At 72.9% G+C, this 16,322-nt stretch carries 15 protein-coding genes, 3 tRNA genes and 1 riboswitch; of the genes, 5 read left to right on the top strand and 13 right to left on the bottom strand.

From position 1 onward, the window contains the following. Positions 1-7 precede the first annotated feature (7 nt). Entirely contained in the window at positions 8-805 is a 798-nt protein-coding gene (locus ACFC51_RS08290; RefSeq protein ID WP_376527606.1) for a VOC family protein, read from the top strand. 72 nt (positions 806-877) lie between these two features. Here ACFC51_RS08290 and ACFC51_RS08285 read toward each other — a convergent pair whose 3' ends face one another. The 9 genes from ACFC51_RS08285 to ACFC51_RS08245 all read right to left on the bottom strand — a co-directional run bounded on the left by ACFC51_RS08285 (position 878) and on the right by ACFC51_RS08245 (position 8,535). Next, complete coding sequence (locus tag ACFC51_RS08285) at positions 878-1,684, bottom strand: ABC transporter ATP-binding protein (protein ID WP_376527604.1); 807 nt, start codon at positions 1,682-1,684, stop codon at positions 878-880. Then, positions 1,671-2,705 (bottom strand): ABC transporter substrate-binding protein, encoded by a 1,035-nt coding sequence (locus ACFC51_RS08280; RefSeq protein ID WP_376527601.1) that lies wholly within the window; start codon positions 2,703-2,705, stop codon positions 1,671-1,673. The genes ACFC51_RS08285 and ACFC51_RS08280 overlap by 14 nt, the downstream gene beginning before the upstream one ends. A 38-nt stretch (positions 2,706-2,743) precedes the next feature. Beyond that, a complete protein-coding gene (locus tag ACFC51_RS08275) occupies positions 2,744-3,607 on the bottom strand; it encodes an ABC transporter permease (RefSeq protein WP_376368507.1) in 864 nt (287 codons plus the stop codon). Beyond that, positions 3,604-4,707 carry an LLM class flavin-dependent oxidoreductase gene (locus ACFC51_RS08270; RefSeq protein WP_376527598.1) on the bottom strand — a complete coding sequence of 368 codons (1,104 nt, stop codon included), beginning with the start codon at positions 4,705-4,707 and terminating at the stop codon, positions 3,604-3,606. The genes ACFC51_RS08275 and ACFC51_RS08270 overlap by 4 nt, the downstream gene beginning before the upstream one ends. A gap of 517 nt (positions 4,708-5,224) precedes the next feature. Next, positions 5,225-6,493: an MFS transporter gene (locus ACFC51_RS08265; protein WP_376368509.1), complete on the bottom strand. Its 1,269-nt coding sequence runs from the start codon at positions 6,491-6,493 to the stop codon at positions 5,225-5,227. A gap of 82 nt (positions 6,494-6,575) precedes the next feature. Next, positions 6,576-6,971 carry a hypothetical protein gene (locus ACFC51_RS08260; protein WP_376527596.1) on the bottom strand — a complete coding sequence of 132 codons (396 nt, stop codon included), beginning with the start codon at positions 6,969-6,971 and terminating at the stop codon, positions 6,576-6,578. Between the two features lie 57 nt (positions 6,972-7,028). Then, complete coding sequence (locus tag ACFC51_RS08255; RefSeq protein WP_376368511.1) at positions 7,029-7,484, bottom strand: hypothetical protein; 456 nt, start codon at positions 7,482-7,484, stop codon at positions 7,029-7,031. Then, the gene (locus tag ACFC51_RS08250) at positions 7,481-7,807 is read right to left on the bottom strand and encodes a hypothetical protein (protein WP_376527594.1); all 327 of its coding nucleotides are present in this window, start codon (positions 7,805-7,807) and stop codon (positions 7,481-7,483) included. The genes ACFC51_RS08255 and ACFC51_RS08250 overlap by 4 nt, the downstream gene beginning before the upstream one ends. Before the next feature lie 38 nt (positions 7,808-7,845). Beyond that, positions 7,846-8,535, bottom strand: coding sequence for a DJ-1/PfpI family protein (locus ACFC51_RS08245; protein ID WP_376368513.1), 690 nt, complete (start codon positions 8,533-8,535; stop codon positions 7,846-7,848). Between the two features lie 209 nt (positions 8,536-8,744). On the opposite strand from ACFC51_RS08245, the gene ACFC51_RS08240 reads away from it, so the two are divergent. Both ACFC51_RS08240 and ACFC51_RS08235 read left to right on the top strand, forming a co-directional pair. Then, a complete protein-coding gene (locus ACFC51_RS08240) occupies positions 8,745-9,683 on the top strand; it encodes a GlxA family transcriptional regulator (protein WP_376368514.1) in 939 nt (312 codons plus the stop codon). A 143-nt stretch (positions 9,684-9,826) separates the two neighbouring features. Continuing rightward, positions 9,827-11,710, top strand: a complete 1,884-nt coding sequence (locus tag ACFC51_RS08235) for a protein kinase (RefSeq protein WP_376527593.1) — start codon at positions 9,827-9,829, stop codon at positions 11,708-11,710. A gap of 52 nt (positions 11,711-11,762) precedes the next feature. Here ACFC51_RS08235 and ACFC51_RS08230 read toward each other — a convergent pair whose 3' ends face one another. The 4 genes from ACFC51_RS08230 to ACFC51_RS08215 all read right to left on the bottom strand — a co-directional run bounded on the left by ACFC51_RS08230 (position 11,763) and on the right by ACFC51_RS08215 (position 14,306). Then, positions 11,763-13,178: a purine-cytosine permease family protein gene (locus ACFC51_RS08230; protein WP_376527591.1), complete on the bottom strand. Its 1,416-nt coding sequence runs from the start codon at positions 13,176-13,178 to the stop codon at positions 11,763-11,765. Then, positions 13,169-13,262: riboswitch (TPP riboswitch) on the bottom strand. It overlaps the preceding gene by 10 nt. Before the next feature lie 594 nt (positions 13,263-13,856). Beyond that, positions 13,857-13,933: transfer RNA gene (locus ACFC51_RS08225), tRNA-Ile, on the bottom strand. Positions 13,934-14,155: 222 nt separating this feature from the next. Next, positions 14,156-14,228 (bottom strand) — tRNA-Asn (locus tag ACFC51_RS08220). Between the two features lie 5 nt (positions 14,229-14,233). Further along, positions 14,234-14,306: transfer RNA gene (locus tag ACFC51_RS08215), tRNA-Asn, on the bottom strand. 192 nt (positions 14,307-14,498) lie between these two features. On the opposite strand from ACFC51_RS08215, the gene ACFC51_RS08210 reads away from it, so the two are divergent. After that, positions 14,499-14,801, top strand: coding sequence for a YtxH domain-containing protein (locus ACFC51_RS08210; protein WP_376368607.1), 303 nt, complete (start codon positions 14,499-14,501; stop codon positions 14,799-14,801). A gap of 66 nt (positions 14,802-14,867) precedes the next feature. Next, the gene (locus ACFC51_RS08205; RefSeq protein WP_376368517.1) at positions 14,868-16,316 is read left to right on the top strand and encodes an FGGY family carbohydrate kinase; all 1,449 of its coding nucleotides are present in this window, start codon (positions 14,868-14,870) and stop codon (positions 16,314-16,316) included. Positions 16,317-16,322 lie beyond the last annotated feature (6 nt).

Raw genomic sequence — 16,322 nt, 5'->3', positions numbered from 1 at the left:
CCGCGCCATGGCCGCACCATCCGAGGGCACCCCGTGCTGGGCCGACGGGACGTTCGGCGACCTCGAAGGGGCGAAACGTTTCTACGGTGAGCTCCTGGGCTGGTCGTACGCCGAGTCGATGCCTGAGTACGGCGACTACACGCAGGCCCATGTGGACGGCAAGGCCGTCGCCGCACTCTCGCCGCCCGTGCCCGGCCAGGACGCGCCGAACGCCTGGTGCCTCTACCTCGCGTCGCCCGACGCCGCCGCCACCGCCGCGAAGATCCGCGCGTGCGGGGGCGAGGTGCTGGTGGAGCCGATGCGGGTCGGCGACTTCGGGACGATGGTGCTGGCCACCGACCCCGGCGGGACCGCCTTCGGGGTGTGGCAGTCCGGCCGGCACGAGGGGTTCGAGGCACGGACCGTGCCCGGCGCGTTCGCCTGGGCGGAGGTGTACACCCGGGAACCGGAGAAGGCGGACCACTTCTTCGCAGCAGTCTTCGGCTACGGGGTGAAGCAGCTGGACGACGACGCGATCGACTTCTCGCTCTACGACCTCGGGGCGGACCCGGTCCTCGGCCGGATGAAGATGGGGGCGGAGTTCCCTCCCCAGGTGCCGGCCCACATGAACGTGTACTTCACCGTGGCGGACTGCGACGCGTCGGTGGAGCAGGCGAAGTCGCTCGGCGCGGAGCTCCGGTTCGGCCCGATGACCATCCCGTTCGGGCGGTTCGCCACCCTGACGGACCCGCAGGGCGCCGTGTTCTCGCTGTTCGACCCCACCACGACCGGTGGCGAGATGCCCCAGGTCACCAGCGCCTCCTGAACGGTGTCCCCAGTAGCGGCTCCCCGGGCCCCACTGGTCCGGGGAGCCGCCCTGACGGCGGGCCGAGGTCCCTCAGCCCGCGGCCGGACCCAGGGCCGCCTCCCGCATCACCGCCGCGAGCTCCCCGCGCAGCCGGGAGAACTCCGCGCTGCCGCGCAGGGCCGCCACGTCCGTCCCCGCCGCACGCTCCAGCCCGGTCTCCAGTTCGGCCACGATCCTGCCGGGGCCGGCGGCCATGACCAGGACCCGGGAGCCGAGCAGTACGGCCTCCTCCGCCGAGTGCGTCACGAAGAGCACCGTGGTCCCCGAAGCGGCGGCCAGGGTGCGGACCTCCTCCTGGAGCCGTTCACGGGTCAGCGCGTCCAGCGCGGCGAACGGCTCGTCCATGAGGAGGACCTGCGGCTCCCCCGCCAGCGCCCGGGCGATGGCGACCCGCTGCTGCTGGCCCCCGGAGAGTTCCCAGGTGCGGCGGCCCGCCGTCCCGGCCAGCCCGACCCGCGCGAGCAACTCCTCGGTGCGCGCCGCCCGGAGCTCACGCGGGACGCCGTGACGGGCCAGGGCGAACGCGATGTTGCCGCCGGCCGTGCGCCACGGGAACAGCCTCGGCTGCTGGAAGACGACACCGGTCGCCCGGCCGGGCACCGGTGCCTCTCCCCGTACGGTCGCGGTGCCCTCCGAGGCCGTCACGAATCCGGCGGCGATCCGCAGCAGGGTCGTCTTCCCGCAGCCCGACGGGCCGACCAGGACGACGAACTCCCCCGGCCGGGCCGCCAGGGAGACGTCCTCCACCGCGGTGACGGAGGCCTTGGCCCTTCCGTACCGCACAGTGATCCCGTGCAGCGCGATGTCATCGGTGTCACGGGGGTCAGCCTGCGGCACGGGCCAGCTCCTCCACGGCGAGCGCCTTCTCGAAGGCGGCCTGGTCCGGGACGGCGTCCACGGCCTTCTGCCCCTTGAGGAAGACAGCCGCCTCGTGCAGGTACCGCGCGAACTTCCCGGGTGCGCCCGCCGTGCCGAGGTACTCCGGGCCCTGCTGTTCCTTCGCCGTCAGCAGCACGAGCTGCGCCAGCTGCTTCCTCGCCTCGGCCGGCGGGATGTTGAGCTCGGCCCCGATGGACGCGGCGGCCTTCGCCGGGTCGGACCTGGTCTGCTCGACGGCCTCGTCCTGCGTCTTCAGCCAGGTGGTGACGATGTCCGGGTGCTTCTTCGCGAAGGCGTCCGTGACGACGCCGAGGTCCGCGGTGACCTTGCCCCTCCCGGCGAGTTCACGGCTGGTGACCAGCGTCGTGCCGGTCTTCTGGATCTCGCTGAGCGTGGGCGTCCAGACGTACGCGGCGTCGATGTCGCCCCGGGCCCAGGCGGCGAGTGCGTCCTGCGGCTGGAGGTCCACGATGTTCACGTCCGCCGGCTTCACACCGGCCTCCTCGAGCGCGGCCAGCAGCGAGAAGTGGGTGGTCGACCCGAAGGGGGCGGCGACCTTCCTCCCCTTCAGCTGCGCGACGGAGCCGATGCCCTTCCTGGCGACCAGGGCCTCGTTGTCGCCGATGACGTCGTGGATCCAGACGACCTTGTACGGGATGTCCAGCGGCGCGGAGAGTCCCTTGGTGACGGGGCTGGAACCGGCGAGCCCCAGGTCGACCGCCCCGGAGATGACAGCGGTGTTGACGTCGCCGCCCGAGTCGAACTTCACCCAGCTGATGTCGGCGTCGGGCAGCGCCTTCTCCAGCAGCTTCTGGTTCTTCACGACCAGGTCGGCGTTGGGTATCGCCTGGTAGGCGATGCGTACGGCGGTCCTGCCGTCACCCCCGCCGTCGGATCCGCCGTCACCGCAGCCCGCGAGGGTGAGCACGGTGAGGGCGGCGGTCAGCAGGGCGGCGCGGCGGCGGATGGCCACGGACATGACGTGCTCCAGGGGAAGAGGAAGGAGAGGCATGGGCTTCAGGACCGGCCGCGCCACGGCACGAGCCCGCGCTCGGCGCCCTTGAGCAGGGCGTCGAGGAGGATGCCGGAGAGGCCGATGGCGATGAGGCCGGCGATGACGACGGCGGTCTGGTTGTAGCGCTGGGCGTCGCGGATCATTCCGCCGATGCCGGGGACCCCGTTGATGGTCTCGGCGGCGACGACGCAGGTGTACGCGATGCCGACGGCGATCCGTACGCCGGTGAGGATCTCCGGCAGCGCGGCGGGCAGCCGCACGGAGAGCAGCAGGGAGACGGGGCCCGCGCCGAGCGCCCGCGCCGCTTCGACGAGTTCGCCCGGCACCGTGCGCACGGCGGCGGCGGTGGCGGCGGCGATCGGGGGCAGGGCCGCGATGACGAGGAGCCAGATCTTCGGGGACTCGTCGATGCCGAACCAGATGACGAGCAGGGAGAAGTAGGCGAGCGGGGGAAGCGTACGCAGAAAGGTGACGGCCGGTTCGAGGACGACGGCCAGCGGCTTGACGACCCCGATGAGCAGCCCCAGCGGGATGCCCGCGAGCATCGCGTACCCCGCACCGGTCCCGATGCGCCGGAGGCTGACCCCCAGGTGTTCGATCAGCAGGTACCCGCTGTAGCCGCGCACCCCGTCGTGGACCGTGGAGGCGAGCACGAACTGGTGCCAGACCTCGCCCGGCGACGGCACGAGCACCCGCGGCCACACCTCGGCGGCCACGACGGCCTGCCAGGCGGCGAGCAGGACGGCGAGGGCGACCGCGCGCAGCCCGATCCAGCGCAGGGCGGCGATGCGGGGCGGGACGCGGCGTACCCGTACGGGACCGGCCGCGGCCGGTGCGGGGGCGGCGGTCCGCTCGACGACGGTCACGCTCCGGCCCCCGCGACGAGCGCGCGCAGCCGGGGGGCGACTTCCTCGCCCACCCGGTAGGCCTCCTCCAGATGGGGATAGCCGGAGAGGATGAACTCGTCGATGCCCAGGCTCCGGTACTCGGACAGCCGCTGGGCGACCTCGTCGTGCGAGCCGACGAGCGCGGTGCCGGCCCCTTCCCGTACGAGCCCGATGCCCGCCCAGAGGTTCGGGGCGACCTCCAGCGTCGCGGCGTCCGCCGAGCCCCCGTGGAGCGCGGCCATGCGGGCCTGCCCGGTGGAGTCCATACGGGCGAAGCGTTCCTGACTGGCCCGGACGGCCTCCGGGTCGATACCGGAGAGGATGCGGTCCGCCTCGGCCCAGGCCTCGGCGGCGGTGTCCCGGCTGATGACGTGCAGCCGCAGACCGAAGCGGAGCGCGGGGGCGGCGGCGCGGAGACGGTCGATGCGCTGTGCGAGAGCGGCGGGTGGCTCACCCCAGAGCAGCTGTACGTCGGCGCGGCGCGCGGCGACGGCCTCGGCCGCCGGGGAGGCCCCGCCGAAGTAGAGGGAGACAGGGTGCTCGAGGGCGGGTTCGTGGAGCTGGGCGCCCTCGATGCGCAGGTGCTCCCCCGCGTGGTCGACGCGCTTGCCCGCGAGGAGGTCGCGCAGGACGGCCATCACCTCGTCGGTGCGGGCGTAGCGCTGGTCATGGGCCAGGTGGTCGCCGTACGCCCGCTGTTCGAGGGGGTCCCCGCCGGTGACGACGTTGAGGCGGAGCCTCCCCCCGGCGAACCGCCTGAAGGCGTCGGCCTGCTGGGCCAGCAGGGTGGGGCTCGCGAATCCTGAGCGGAAGGCGACCAGGAAGCCGATGCGGTCGGTGTGCTGGGTGAGGGCCGCGGTGAGGATCCAGGGGTCGACGCAGCCGAGCCCCACGGGGGTCAGCAGCGAGTGGAATCCGGCCTGTTCGGCGGCGCGCGCCACCTGCGTGAGATAGCCGATGCCGGCGGGCCTGCGGGTGGCGGCACCGGTCCTCCCCTGCACGGCGGTGACGCCGCCGGGGTCGCGGCCGTCTCCGCCCGTGGGCAGGAACCAGTGGAGCAGGAGCGGGTTTTCGGGCATGGCGGATCCTCGGGGGACGGCAGCGGGGAACGCACCGCGGGCGTACGGGTGCGCGAGGGCACCGGCAGGCCGGGGTGTGCGGGGTGGATCTGGTCCGGATCGGTCCGGATCTGGTCCGGATCGGGGACGCGAGGGCGTCGAAAGGCCGGCGTCAGGGCCGGCGGGGCGTCACGTCAGCAACAGGACGGACGGCAGATGCAGGCCCGACAGAGCATGGTCGAGACACGCAGGAGATCCACGTGACGACGCGAGACGAGAGCGGGGGCCATACGGGCATCCTGGCCGCGCCATGGGCACGACGACAAGCGCTGCCCGTATGACGGACAGCGTCGTATCGAGGAATGGACGGAAGGGCGCTCCGCTCCACGAACTCGGTTCGCGCGGCGGGAGGTTCGTCCGCGGCTGCGGGGCGCGCGCCGGGAGGTCCGCGGGGCGCGCACCCGGAGATTCGTCCACCGCTGTGGGCAGCACCCCGGGAGGTCCGTCCGCGGGCGCGGGGCGCGCGCCGGAGAGGCCGCTACGGCTGCGGGTCGCGCGCGTCGTAGCGGGCGAAGCCCCGCCAGCGCAGCCCCAGCAGACACACCACCAGGACGCAGGCGAGACCTCCGCCGGTCACCGCCACGGCCGGGGAGGCCAGGTCGGCCACGGAGCCGGCCACGAGATCGCCCAGCCGGGGGCCGCCCGCCACGACGACGATGAACACGCCCTGGAGCCGGCCGCGCATCTCGTCCGGCACGGCCGCCTGGAGCATGGTGTTGCGGAAGACCATCGATATGGAGTCCGCACAGCCGGCGAGCGCGAGCAGGACCAGTCCCGGCCACAGCTGCCGGGTCAGCCCGAACAGGGCGATGGCTCCGCCCCAGCAGGCCACGGCGACCAGGACGGCGAGCCCGTGCCGGTGGATCCGGCCCAGCCACCCGGAGAACACGCTGCCCAGCAGCGCGCCCAGCGCGGGGGCGGCGACGAGCAGCCCGGTGGTCTTGGCGTCGCCTCCGAACCAGACCACGGCGACCACGGGGAACAGGGCGCGCGGGTGGGCGAGCACCATGGCGCTCAGGTCGCTGAAGAAGGTCATCCGCAGATTGGGCCGGGTGCCGAGGAAGCGCAGACCGTCCAGGACGGAGGCCCTCCTGGCCGCTTTCTCCCCCTCGCCCCGGCCGGGCAGCATCGACGGCAGCCGCCACATCGCGTACAGCGAGGCGGTGAAGGTGACGGCGTCGACGGTGTACGCCGCCTTGTAGCCCCACCAGCCGACGATCAGGCCGCCGAGCATCGGCCCGGCGAGACCGCCGGTGGTGGAGGTCATCGCGTTGAGCGCGTTGGCAGCGGGGAGTTGTTCGGCCGGGAGCAGCCGGGCGATCATCGAGCTGCGGGCCGGGGAGTTGAGCGCGAAGCACACGGCCTGGAGGGCGACGACCGCGTACAGCAGCCCGACGTGCTGGACCCCGGCGAAGGTGACGGCCGCCAGCGCCATGGAGAGCAGGAACGATCCTGTGGCGCTGACCAGCCCCAGCTTGCGCCGGTCGACGGTGTCGGCGACGGCCCCGCTGTAGAGCCCGAGGAGCACCAGCGGGATGAGCGAACAGAGACCGATCAGCCCTACGGAGAAGGCGGACCCGGTGATGTCGTAGACCTGGAGGGAGACGGCCAGTGCCGTCATGCCCTGCCCGATCCAGGACACGGTGTTCCCGAACCAGAGCCGCCGGTAGTCGGGGGAGATACGCAGCGGCGTCAGGTCGGCGAGTATGCGTGTGCGGGGTACACCTTGTTTGGCTGTTTCGGTCACACGGGATGGTAACGACCCCGCCCGGGGAGCCGGACCGGCGCCTCTCGGACCACCGGCGGGACCCGGCACCGTCCGGCCCGGCTCACGCCGGCCCGTGGTCCGCCGGCGGGGTTCCCGGGTGGGCGCGGGATGGACGGCGCCCCGTGGAGGACGTCCGCGAGAGGGAGCCATGAGCGATGGGGCCGTCCTCGGCCACGAGGAGCCCGGCCTGATGCCGTCCTGGTGCGTCGTCGTGCTGACGGCTCTCGCCGCTGTCGCCGTCGTGCCGGACCGCCTCCGGGGGCGGCGCCGACGCCACGAGCCTCCGCCAGGCAAGGAGGCCGCCGATGCCGGGGACGACCGCGACGGCCCTGGCGGCGGCCGTGGCTCCGTCCGACCGCCAGGCCGCGACGACGACGAAGAGGTAGGCGCAGCCGTGGGTGGGGCCCATCAGGGAGGAGACCGGTCCGAGGTGGACCGTGGCCAGATTGGCCAGCATGGCGGCCAGGGTGACGAGTTCGGTGTGCCGCGATGCGCAGGGAGCGTACGGGCACGGTCACGCTCCTGTGGTGGAGCCGGGACGGACGATCATCAGGACGGTGACCGTGGCCCACAGCAGGTTGAAGACACCCGTCAGCATCGCCGTCCTGGCCGCCGGCGCGGCGCTGCGGTCGGGTTCCGCGGCGAGGGCGGCTCCCTGGGCAGGGAGTATCCGCAGGACGAGCAGACCGGCGGCCGCGGCGGTCAGACCGATCGACGTGATCAGCCAGGGACTGCCGAGGACGCCGAGACTGCCGGCCGTGGCGAAGCCGAAGACGGGTACGGCGATGCCGACGCCCGCGTAGACGCGGCAGATGCGGTGCAGCAGCCTCGGCGTCGTCAGGGCGTCGCCGTCCCCGGAACCGCCGTGCGCCGCGCGCAGGGCCTTGGGGAACATGCTCGCGGCGACGGTGACCGGGCCGATGGCCAGGACCACGGCCAGGACGTGCAGGGAGAGGAAGAGCTTCGTCACGGCCGGGTCTCCGTCGCCTGCGGGGCGGTGCGGCGCCGGCCGGTGACCCGGGAGGCGGGCAGGCGTCCGGCCCGCGAGGTGCCGGTCATCGAGTCGCCGGTGACGGTCACGGCGAAGGCCAGGTTCAGACGCAGCGGCTTGGTGACGGCCTGCCTCCAGGTGAGGCGGTCGCCGTCGAGGGCGACGTCACCGAGCGGCACCTCCTCCCCCGCGCCCTGGGCGACGCCGGTCAGGGCACCGTCCTCACGGCGGAGTTCGACGACCGCTTCGATCGTGCCGACGGGTGTGGAGACGGAGAGGTCCCAGATGCCTTCGACGGGCATGTGCGTGTGTCCTTCGGTGGGGTGCAGGGAGGGGGGCTTCAGAGGGCGGCGGCGGCCGGGCCCACGTCGCGCCAGACGATGCCGCGCCGCTCGTGGGCGAACAGTTCCTCGACGGCGTGGGCGATCCGCGGGCCCACCTCGCGCTCCAGGAGGTGGAGTGCCAGATCGAGCCCGGAGGTGACTCCGGCACCGGTGACGACGTCGCCGTCGTCGACGACGCGCGCCCGCACCGCATGGACACCCGTGGCGTCGAGCACGTCCAGGCCCAGATGGTGGGTGGTCGCGTGCCGGCCCTCCAGGAGGCCGGCCATGGCCAGGACGAGCGAGCCGCCGCACACCGCGCCGACGATCACGTCGGGGGCCTCGACCGCGGTCCTCAGCAGCGTGGGCAGCGCGGTGGTCAGGGTCCGGCCCAGCAGCACGGGGATGAGTGCGTCCTGCGTGGACGTCCCGGCGCCCACCTCGTGCTCCGGAACCTCGCCGGGTTCGCCGACCCGTCCCGCGGCGCCGGGCACGAGGACCAGACCGGCTCGCGCGGGGTCGAGGGCGGCCGTGGCGCGCAGCGCCAGGGAACCGGTGCCGCTGATCACCTCGCGCGGGCCCTCGGCGGACACGAGTTCCACGCTCACCTGGCCGCCGGAGGCGGCGCCGCCCGCGTGGAACACCTCGTACGGAGCGATGACGTCGAGGGGGTCGAACCCGTCGAACAGGACGATCTGGACGTGCATGGGGAGGGTCCTCAGGATCGGGGCTGCCCGGTCCGCGCCGGGTTCGGTCCCGACGCTAACCGGCGGGACCAGTGCCCCCCAGTGGCGTGAGTGCCAAGTATCAACGAGATAGTGCCATACCTCCTCACACCGCTTTGAGCTGCGGGGATTCTGCATTCCACTCCTACCGGCCTGTGGGCAGAGGACTGTCGCCCGGGTACCTTTACGCCATGCACACCATTGCCGTGCTCGCGCTGGACCAGGTGATCCCGTTCGACCTCTCCACCCCGATCGAGGTCTTCACCCGCACCCGCCTCCCGGACGGCCGCCCCGGCTACCAGATCCGTGTGTGCGCCGAGCAGCGGGAGACGGATGCCGGGGCCTTCACGCTCCGCGCACCCTGGGGCCTGGACGGGCTCGCGGGCGCGGACACGGTCATCGTCCCCGGCACCGCCGACCCCGCAGCCCCGCTCAGCCCCGCCGTCTGCGAGGCACTGCGGGCGGCCGCCCGGAACGGCACGCGCATCGCGTCCATCTGCTCGGGCACCTTCCCGCTGGCCGCCACGGGCCTCCTGGACGGCCTGCGGGCCACCACCCACTGGATCGCGGCGGGCCTGCTGGCCGACGCGTACCCGGAGGTCGAGGTCGACCCGGACGTCCTCTACGTCGACAACGGGCAGATCCTCACCTCGGCCGGCGCCGCCGCCGGCCTGGACCTGTGCCTGCACATGATCCGGAAGGACTACGGCTCCGCCGTCGCCGCCGACGCGGCCAGACTGTCCGTGATGCCACTGGAACGCGAGGGAGGCCAGGCCCAGTTCATCGTCCACGACTACGCGCCCGCGCCTCGGGGCAGCGCCCTGGAGCCGCTCCTCAGCTGGCTCCAGGAGAACCTCGCCGCCGAACTCACCCTCGCCGATATCGCCGCCCACGCCGGTACCAGCACCCGGACGCTGATCCGGCACTTCCGCGAGCAGACCGGCACGACCCCGCTCCAGTGGCTGCACCGCGCCCGCATCCGCCAGGCCCAGCACCTGCTGGAGTCCACCCCGCACACGGTGGAACGCATCGGCGCCCAGGTCGGCTTCGGCTCCCCCACCGCCTTCCGCGACCGTTTCAAGCGGACGACCGGCGTCAGCCCGCAGAGCTACCGCCGGGCCTTCGGCTGACGGCTGCACGGGACCGCTCCCGGGCCTCACGGCCCCACTCTCCGTGCACTCCGAACCCTTATGCGACGGCTCGTCATATGCCGTACTCGGTAAGCGTTTTGCGGCTCACAGGACACCCCCGCAGCTCCGCTGTCCTCTCCACCATGCACGGGGGAACGGACGACGATTCTGGTCTGCGCGGCAGCGGTGCGACCCCGCTCACGCCCGGGGATCCGCGGCGCATCGGCGCCTTCAGGCTCCGGGGCGTCCTGGGCTCGGGAGGCATGGGCCGGGTGTATCTCGGCTCGTCCGGCGGACGGTACGTCGCGGTGAAGCGGGTACTGCCGGCACTCGCGGAGGACCAGGACTTCCTCCGCCACTTCGGGCACGAGCTCGACAATCTGGCGAGGCTGCCCGCCGGGGTCAGCGCCCGGCTCCTCGCGAGCGACCGCACGGCGCAGCCTCCGTGGTTCGCGACCGAGTACATCCCGGGCATCACCCTGAGCGAGGCCCTCCGGCTGCACGGCGGGGCGCTGCCGCCCGAAAGCCTCTGGCGGCTGCTGCGCGACGCGGTGGCCGGTCTGCGCTCCGTCCACGCGGCGGAGATGGTGCACCGCGACCTCAAACCGTCCAACGTCATGCTGACCGCCGACGGGGTGACGCTCATCGACTTCGGTGTCGCCCGTGCCGTCGACCAGAGCCGGCTGACCAGGACCGGCATGGTCATCGGCACTCCGGCGTACATGGCCCCGGAACAGGCCGTCTCGAGCAAGCAGCTGACCGGTGCGGCGGACGTCTTCGCGCTCGGCAGCCTGCTGTCGTACGCAGCGAACGGCCGCCCGCCCTTCGGGGACGGGTCCGGACCCGATCTGCTCTACCGCATCGTGCACGAGCAGCCCGACATCGGTGAGCTGGCCGCGACGGTGCCCGCCCTCGCCGACGCCGTCTCGTCGTGCCTCGCCAAGGACCCCGCGGACCGGCCGACGGTGCAGGAACTGTTCGACCTGGCCGGTGACCACACCCTGCCCCTGACACCCCTGCCGCGCACCCCCTGGCCGCAGGCGGTCGCCGAACGCATCGCCGAACGGGTCGCGTTCGCGGCGGAGCCTCCCCTGGACACGGACGAGGACGAGGACGAGGACGGGGCACCGGCCACACCGCCCACCCCGGTCGCCCCCTTGGTCGCCGGTCCTGTCGCCGGTCCTGTCGCCGGCACCGAACCGGACGGGCCCGCGGTCAGGAAGCCCCGCGAACGCCGCAGGCGGATCATGCTCTTCGTGCTTCCCGTCGTCGTGGTCACAGGCACCACGCTGACCGTCGCGCTCTCCCCCTACGACATCCCCGCCTTCGGCGACGGCCCGGACACCTCGGCGGCCTCGCCGTCCACCGCCCCCTCCGCCACGGCCGGGGCCACTCCCTCTCCGAGCGCGAAGAGCCCGTCGTCCCGTCCTCCGGAGGCGTCGCCCGCAGGGAAGAAGTCACCGTCCGCGGACGCACCGGACGGCGGCTCCGCCGGCGGGGACACCGCAGCGGACGGTACGGGCACCGCCGGTGGAAAGCCTGAGGACGCGGGGAGTCCGGGCGGATCCTCCGGAAGCAGCGGTACGGGCGGCGGGGAGGAGCCCGCCCTCCCCGCGCCGTCGACGAGCGGCCGCCTGAAGAACGCCTCGATCGGGAGATGCGTCGCCGAGTCCGAGAACGTCTACTCGGGTTCCTCGTCCGTTCTCAACGCGGTGTGCGGCCAGGCCGCGACCAACGGCACCAAGCGGCACTTCGCCTGGACCTACAAGCCGGTGTCGGCCACCGCCTTCCATCTCGTCAACGACGACACCGGCGCCTGCCTCAAGTCCAACACCTTCTACGGCCTCGCCGTCGTGGCCTGCGGCGGGGGCGACGACCAGATCTGGCGGATCGGCGCACGTGCCTCGGGCGGCCACACGCTGATGAACGCCGCCGACTCCCTGTGCCTCTCGATGACGAGCGGCACAGGATTCACCAAGGCGACGTGCGACGCGGGCGACCGGACCCAGCTCTGGCAGAACGCCTGACAGGGCGCGCCGCCCGCGCGACGCCTCCACCCCGGGGCCGGCGACCGCCGGGTCAGGAGCGGTGACGCAGCCGCAGCGGGGTGTAGACGGACAGGGCCACGAGGAACGCCACTCCGTAGGCGAGGTCCGCTCCGTGCAGGGCCTGTGCCGCGGGTCCCACGTACAGGCCGGTGCTCATGAACGGCACCGCCGCCGCGAAGGCGGCCACGAAGGCGGTGGGCGCCGGCCACCAGGGCCGGACGAGGGCGCTCTCGGCGGCGAGGTCGATCGGTGCGCCGGCCCGGGCCCTGACCCGCACCACCCAGTCGACGGCCACGATCGCGACGAAGCCGGGGATCCAGTAGCCGACCAGGAGCAGCACGTTCTGGAAGCGCGCCGTGGTGTCGGCCGCGTGCATCCACAGCACGAGCGGGAACCCGAGCGCGGCGGCGAGCGCGGCGGCGACGGGGCGCGGCAGGCGCACTCCCATCGTCTGCAGTGCCAGGGAACCGCTGTAGTCGTTCATGGCGTTGCTGCACAGCGCGGCGAGCGCGACGGCGAGCAGGCCGAACGCCCCGAGCGCTCCGCCGCCCAGAAGGGTGTCGATCCCGCGTGCGGTCTGGTCGGTGAAGACGGACGCGCCCCAGAGGCCCAGCGTCTGGACCGCCACGAAGGAGACGCTGATGCCCAGCAGCGTGCACCAGAACATGCGCGGCCGGGAGGTGGCGGCGGGCAGATAGCGGCTGAAGTCGCTCGCGTACGGGGCCCAGGACAGGGAGAGGCTCAGGGCGATCGTGCACGTCAGGACGAACGCGCCCGCCCGGTCACCTCCGTGCACGGTGCCCGAGGCGGCGGGGTGCACTCCGTCCAGCAGCTTGACGGCCAGCACGGCGAAGGCCGCGGCGAGGGCGAACGTCATCACCGTCTGGAGCCGGTGGATCGCCTCGTACCCCAGCACGCCGAGCGCACCCTGGGCGGCCATCATGACCAGCACGCCGAGCCAGAAGGGCCAGCCGAACAGCTGGGCCAGTGCATCCCCTCCGAACAGGCCGATCAGCGCGTCCCAGGCGATCGAGGACAGCCACTGCAACGCTCCGGGCAGCACGACACCCCGTCCGAACGCCAGTCTCGCGAGGGGCAGTTGACCGACCCCGGTCCGGCTTCCCCAGGTGCCGAGGTACGCGGTGGGCACCGCCCCCACGAGCGTGCCGAGCACGACGGCGACGAGCGCGGTGGCGAAGTCCAGGCCCAGGGCGATGCCCACGGTCCCGGTGAAGACGCCGGTCATGGTCAGGTTGGGGGCGAACCAGACGGTGAACAGCCGGGCGGGGCCGCCGTACCGTCGGTCCTCGGGCACGGGGGCTATCCCGTGCGTCTCGATCCGCAGGTCACCGGGGGCGGTGGGCATACGGCCCCCGAACGCGGAGCGCGGGTCCGGGACTGTTCGCCCCGCGACCGCACGGTCGTCCTGGGCATGCGACAACGGCATGAAGACATCCCTCCGCCAGTACGAGCTGGTTCAGGTTCGACGGGTGTGTTCTCAGCCCCGCGCGGGGCACCCCGTGTCCGGTTCGGCGGCCAATATAGCCGGGCAGCCACGCGGGCCCGCCCGGTGGGGGTGCGTGGGTGCTCGGCTCGGGGACGGCCGGACCGCCGGATGCCGGGGCCTGTCTCTTCGGGCAAGCCGCCGGGGCGTCCCCCCGGCGAACGTGGCCCGGGTCCGGCCTGACACCTGACCCACAACCCGGGGGGCCTACTCGGCCGTGACGCCGCCCTTGTGCCTGCGGTGGTACGACCAGGTCACCGCTGCCAGGAGCGGGCCCCACGCACGAGGCGGACGCGACCCGATCGCCGACAGACACCCGCAAGCCACAGTCGCGGACACCGCGCCCCTGGCCTGGCCGCAACCAGACATGCGGGGCCACTTCGCCGGGGAACCACAGGTAAGGATGCCCGGTGCAGGTGGACCCCTCACGGGAGGGCCGTGGGACCGCTGTCAACCATCCCGCGGCGCCGAGACCGGAAAGGTCCAGGTCGCAGTCACGCAGGAAGCACCCTCGACATGTGGAGACCCTCGTCCGCCACACCGCCGTGAGGCGAACACCTCACGCAAAAACGCCCCGGAAACGCGTTTCCCCAGGTCAGAAACGATTCTGCCTGGGGACGCTGGTGGGGCGGGTGGGACTCGAACCCACGGCCGACGGATTATGAGTCCGCTGCTCTAACCGGCTGAGCTACCGCCCCTTTACGGCGTGGCGCGTACACCTGTACGCGCCGTCTGCCGCAGCATAGCCGGTCATACGATCTCCTGCTGGCGATGGTCGGCTTCGCGTGACCATGAAGACAGTGCAGCGTGCTGCCCGGTTCCAGGCGATGCGGAATCCCCCCGAAAGAGTCCCGGAGGCGTCCCGCGACGGCCCCTGCGGACACACGAAAAAGGGCCCCGGGGGGCCCTCTTCCGTTCCGCTCCCCCGACTGGACTCGAACCAGTAACCCTCCGGTTAACAGCCGAATGCTCTGCCAATTGAGCTACAGGGGATCGCGCTCCCCCGACTGGACTCGAACCAGTAACCTGCCGGTTAACAGCCGGCTGCTCTGCCAATTGAGCTACAGGGGATTGCTGCGTTGCCTCGAATCGTACCTGCCTGGCTGATGCCGAGCGGCGCGCGTTCGCTGCGACACATACATTAGCGCAAGCAGGGGGGTGCTCCGCCAATCGGTATGCCCCGGGGTGATCTCGGGTGTCTGCGGGTAGGCGGGCAGCACACGTCGCACGGAGCGAAGACGGAGCGAAGGAAGGGTGGCAGCCATGCGGTACCGGCTCACGTTCATCGCCGGAGTGGCCCTCGGTTACGTGCTCGGCACGCGAGCCGGGCGCGAGCGCTACGAGCAGCTGAAGAAGGCCGCGCAGCAGCTGGCCGAGAATCCGGCGGTGCGGAACGCGGCGGAGTCCGCCGCGCACGGCAGCCGGGACTTCGCCGGCAAGGCGTACCACTCGGTGAGCGAGAAGGTCGGGGACAAGGTCCCCGTGTCCGTCTCCGACCGGGTGCGCTCGCTGCGTGAGCGCAGCGGCCACAACGGCAGCGACGACTGGGGCACGACCAACACCTGAGGCTCGTTCCTGTACCGGGTACCGCCCGGTACGGGAACGGCCCCCGCGTGCGGCAGAATCGTGTCCATGGGCATAGTGGCCGGCTTGGACAGTTCATCCGCCTTCACGCACATCGTCGTCTGCGACACGGACACCGGTGAGGTGCTGCGGCAGGGGTACGCCGCGCATCCCGTCGAGGCCAAAGCCTCCGAGGTGGATCCGCAGGCGTGGCTGCTCTCACTCGGTGAGGCGGCCTCCGGAGGGCTGCTCGAAGGCGTGCAGGCCATCGGTGTCTCCGCGCAGCAGCACGGCCTGGTGCCGCTGGACCGGCAGGGCAACCTCGTACGGCCGGCTCTGCTCGGCAACGACCGGCGGGCGCAGGCCGCCGCGGCCGATCTGATCGACGGGCTCGGGGGGCGGCAGCCCTGGGCCGAGGCCGTCGGGTCCGTGCCGCAGGCCGCGCAGCCGGTGGCGAAGCTGCGCTGGCTGGTGCGGACCGAACCGGAGAACGCACAGCGCGTGGCCGCCGTCCTGCAGCCCCACGACTGGCTGGTGTGGCAGCTCCTCGGCCGGCCCGCCCGGCGGACGACGGACCGCGGTGCCGCATCCGGCACCGGTTACTGGTCGGCGGGCTCCGCGTCCTACCGGCCCGACCTCGTGGAGCTCGCGCTCGGCCATCAGGCCGCACTGCCCGAGGTCCTCGGCCCGGCCGACGCCGCCGGGACGACGCCCGAGGGGCTGCTCATCTCGGCGGGCACCGGCGAGACGATGGCCGCAGCCTTCGGCCTGGGTGTCGCCGTCGGGGACGCCGTCGTGTCGCTGGGGGCCTCGGGCTCCGTCATGGCCGTCCACCACGAGGCACTGGCCGACCCGACCGGGATGATCACCTCCTTCGCCGACGCGACCGGGATGCACCTCCCGGTGGTCCACACGTCGAACGCGGTGCGCGCGCTGCGCGGCACCGCGGAGATGCTGGGCCTCGACGGCGGCCCGGAGGAGTTGTCCGCACTGGCCCTGAAGTCGACGCCCGGCTCCTCCGGGCTCGTCCTGCTGCCGTACCTGGAGGGTGAGCGCACCCCGCACCTGCCGCACACCGCCGGGACGCTGAGCGGGCTGCGGCGCGAGTCGATGAAGCCGGAGCACCTGGCGCGGGCCGCGTTCGAGGGGATGCTCTGCTCGCTGGCCGACGCGCTGGACGTGCTGCGCGACCGGGGTGTGGAGGTGCGGCGGGTGTTCCTGCTGGGCGCGGCGGCCGAGCTGCCCGCCGTGCAGGCGCTGGCGCCGGCGCTGTTCGGCACCCAGGTCGTCGTGCCGCAGCCCGCCGAGTACGCGGCGCTGGGTGCGGCCCGGCAAGCCGCGTGGGCCCTCGGGGTCTCGCAGGGGACGCTGGACCCGCGTACTCCCCCGGCCTGGCGGGGCGCGGCGGCGCAGGTGCTGGAGCCCGGCGACGAGCTCGCGGTGGGACGCGCGGTGCGCCAGCAGTACGGCGCGACCCGGGACCAGATCCACCCCGGGGCGTTCGGCGGATCCGCCTGAGGAGCG

The sequence above is a fragment of the Streptomyces sp. NPDC055962 genome, from assembly GCF_042270185.1.
Classification (GTDB): domain Bacteria; phylum Actinomycetota; class Actinomycetes; order Streptomycetales; family Streptomycetaceae; genus Streptomyces.
Note: the sequence above shows the minus strand (reverse complement) of the source record. Positions and strands in the feature narration are given on the sequence as shown.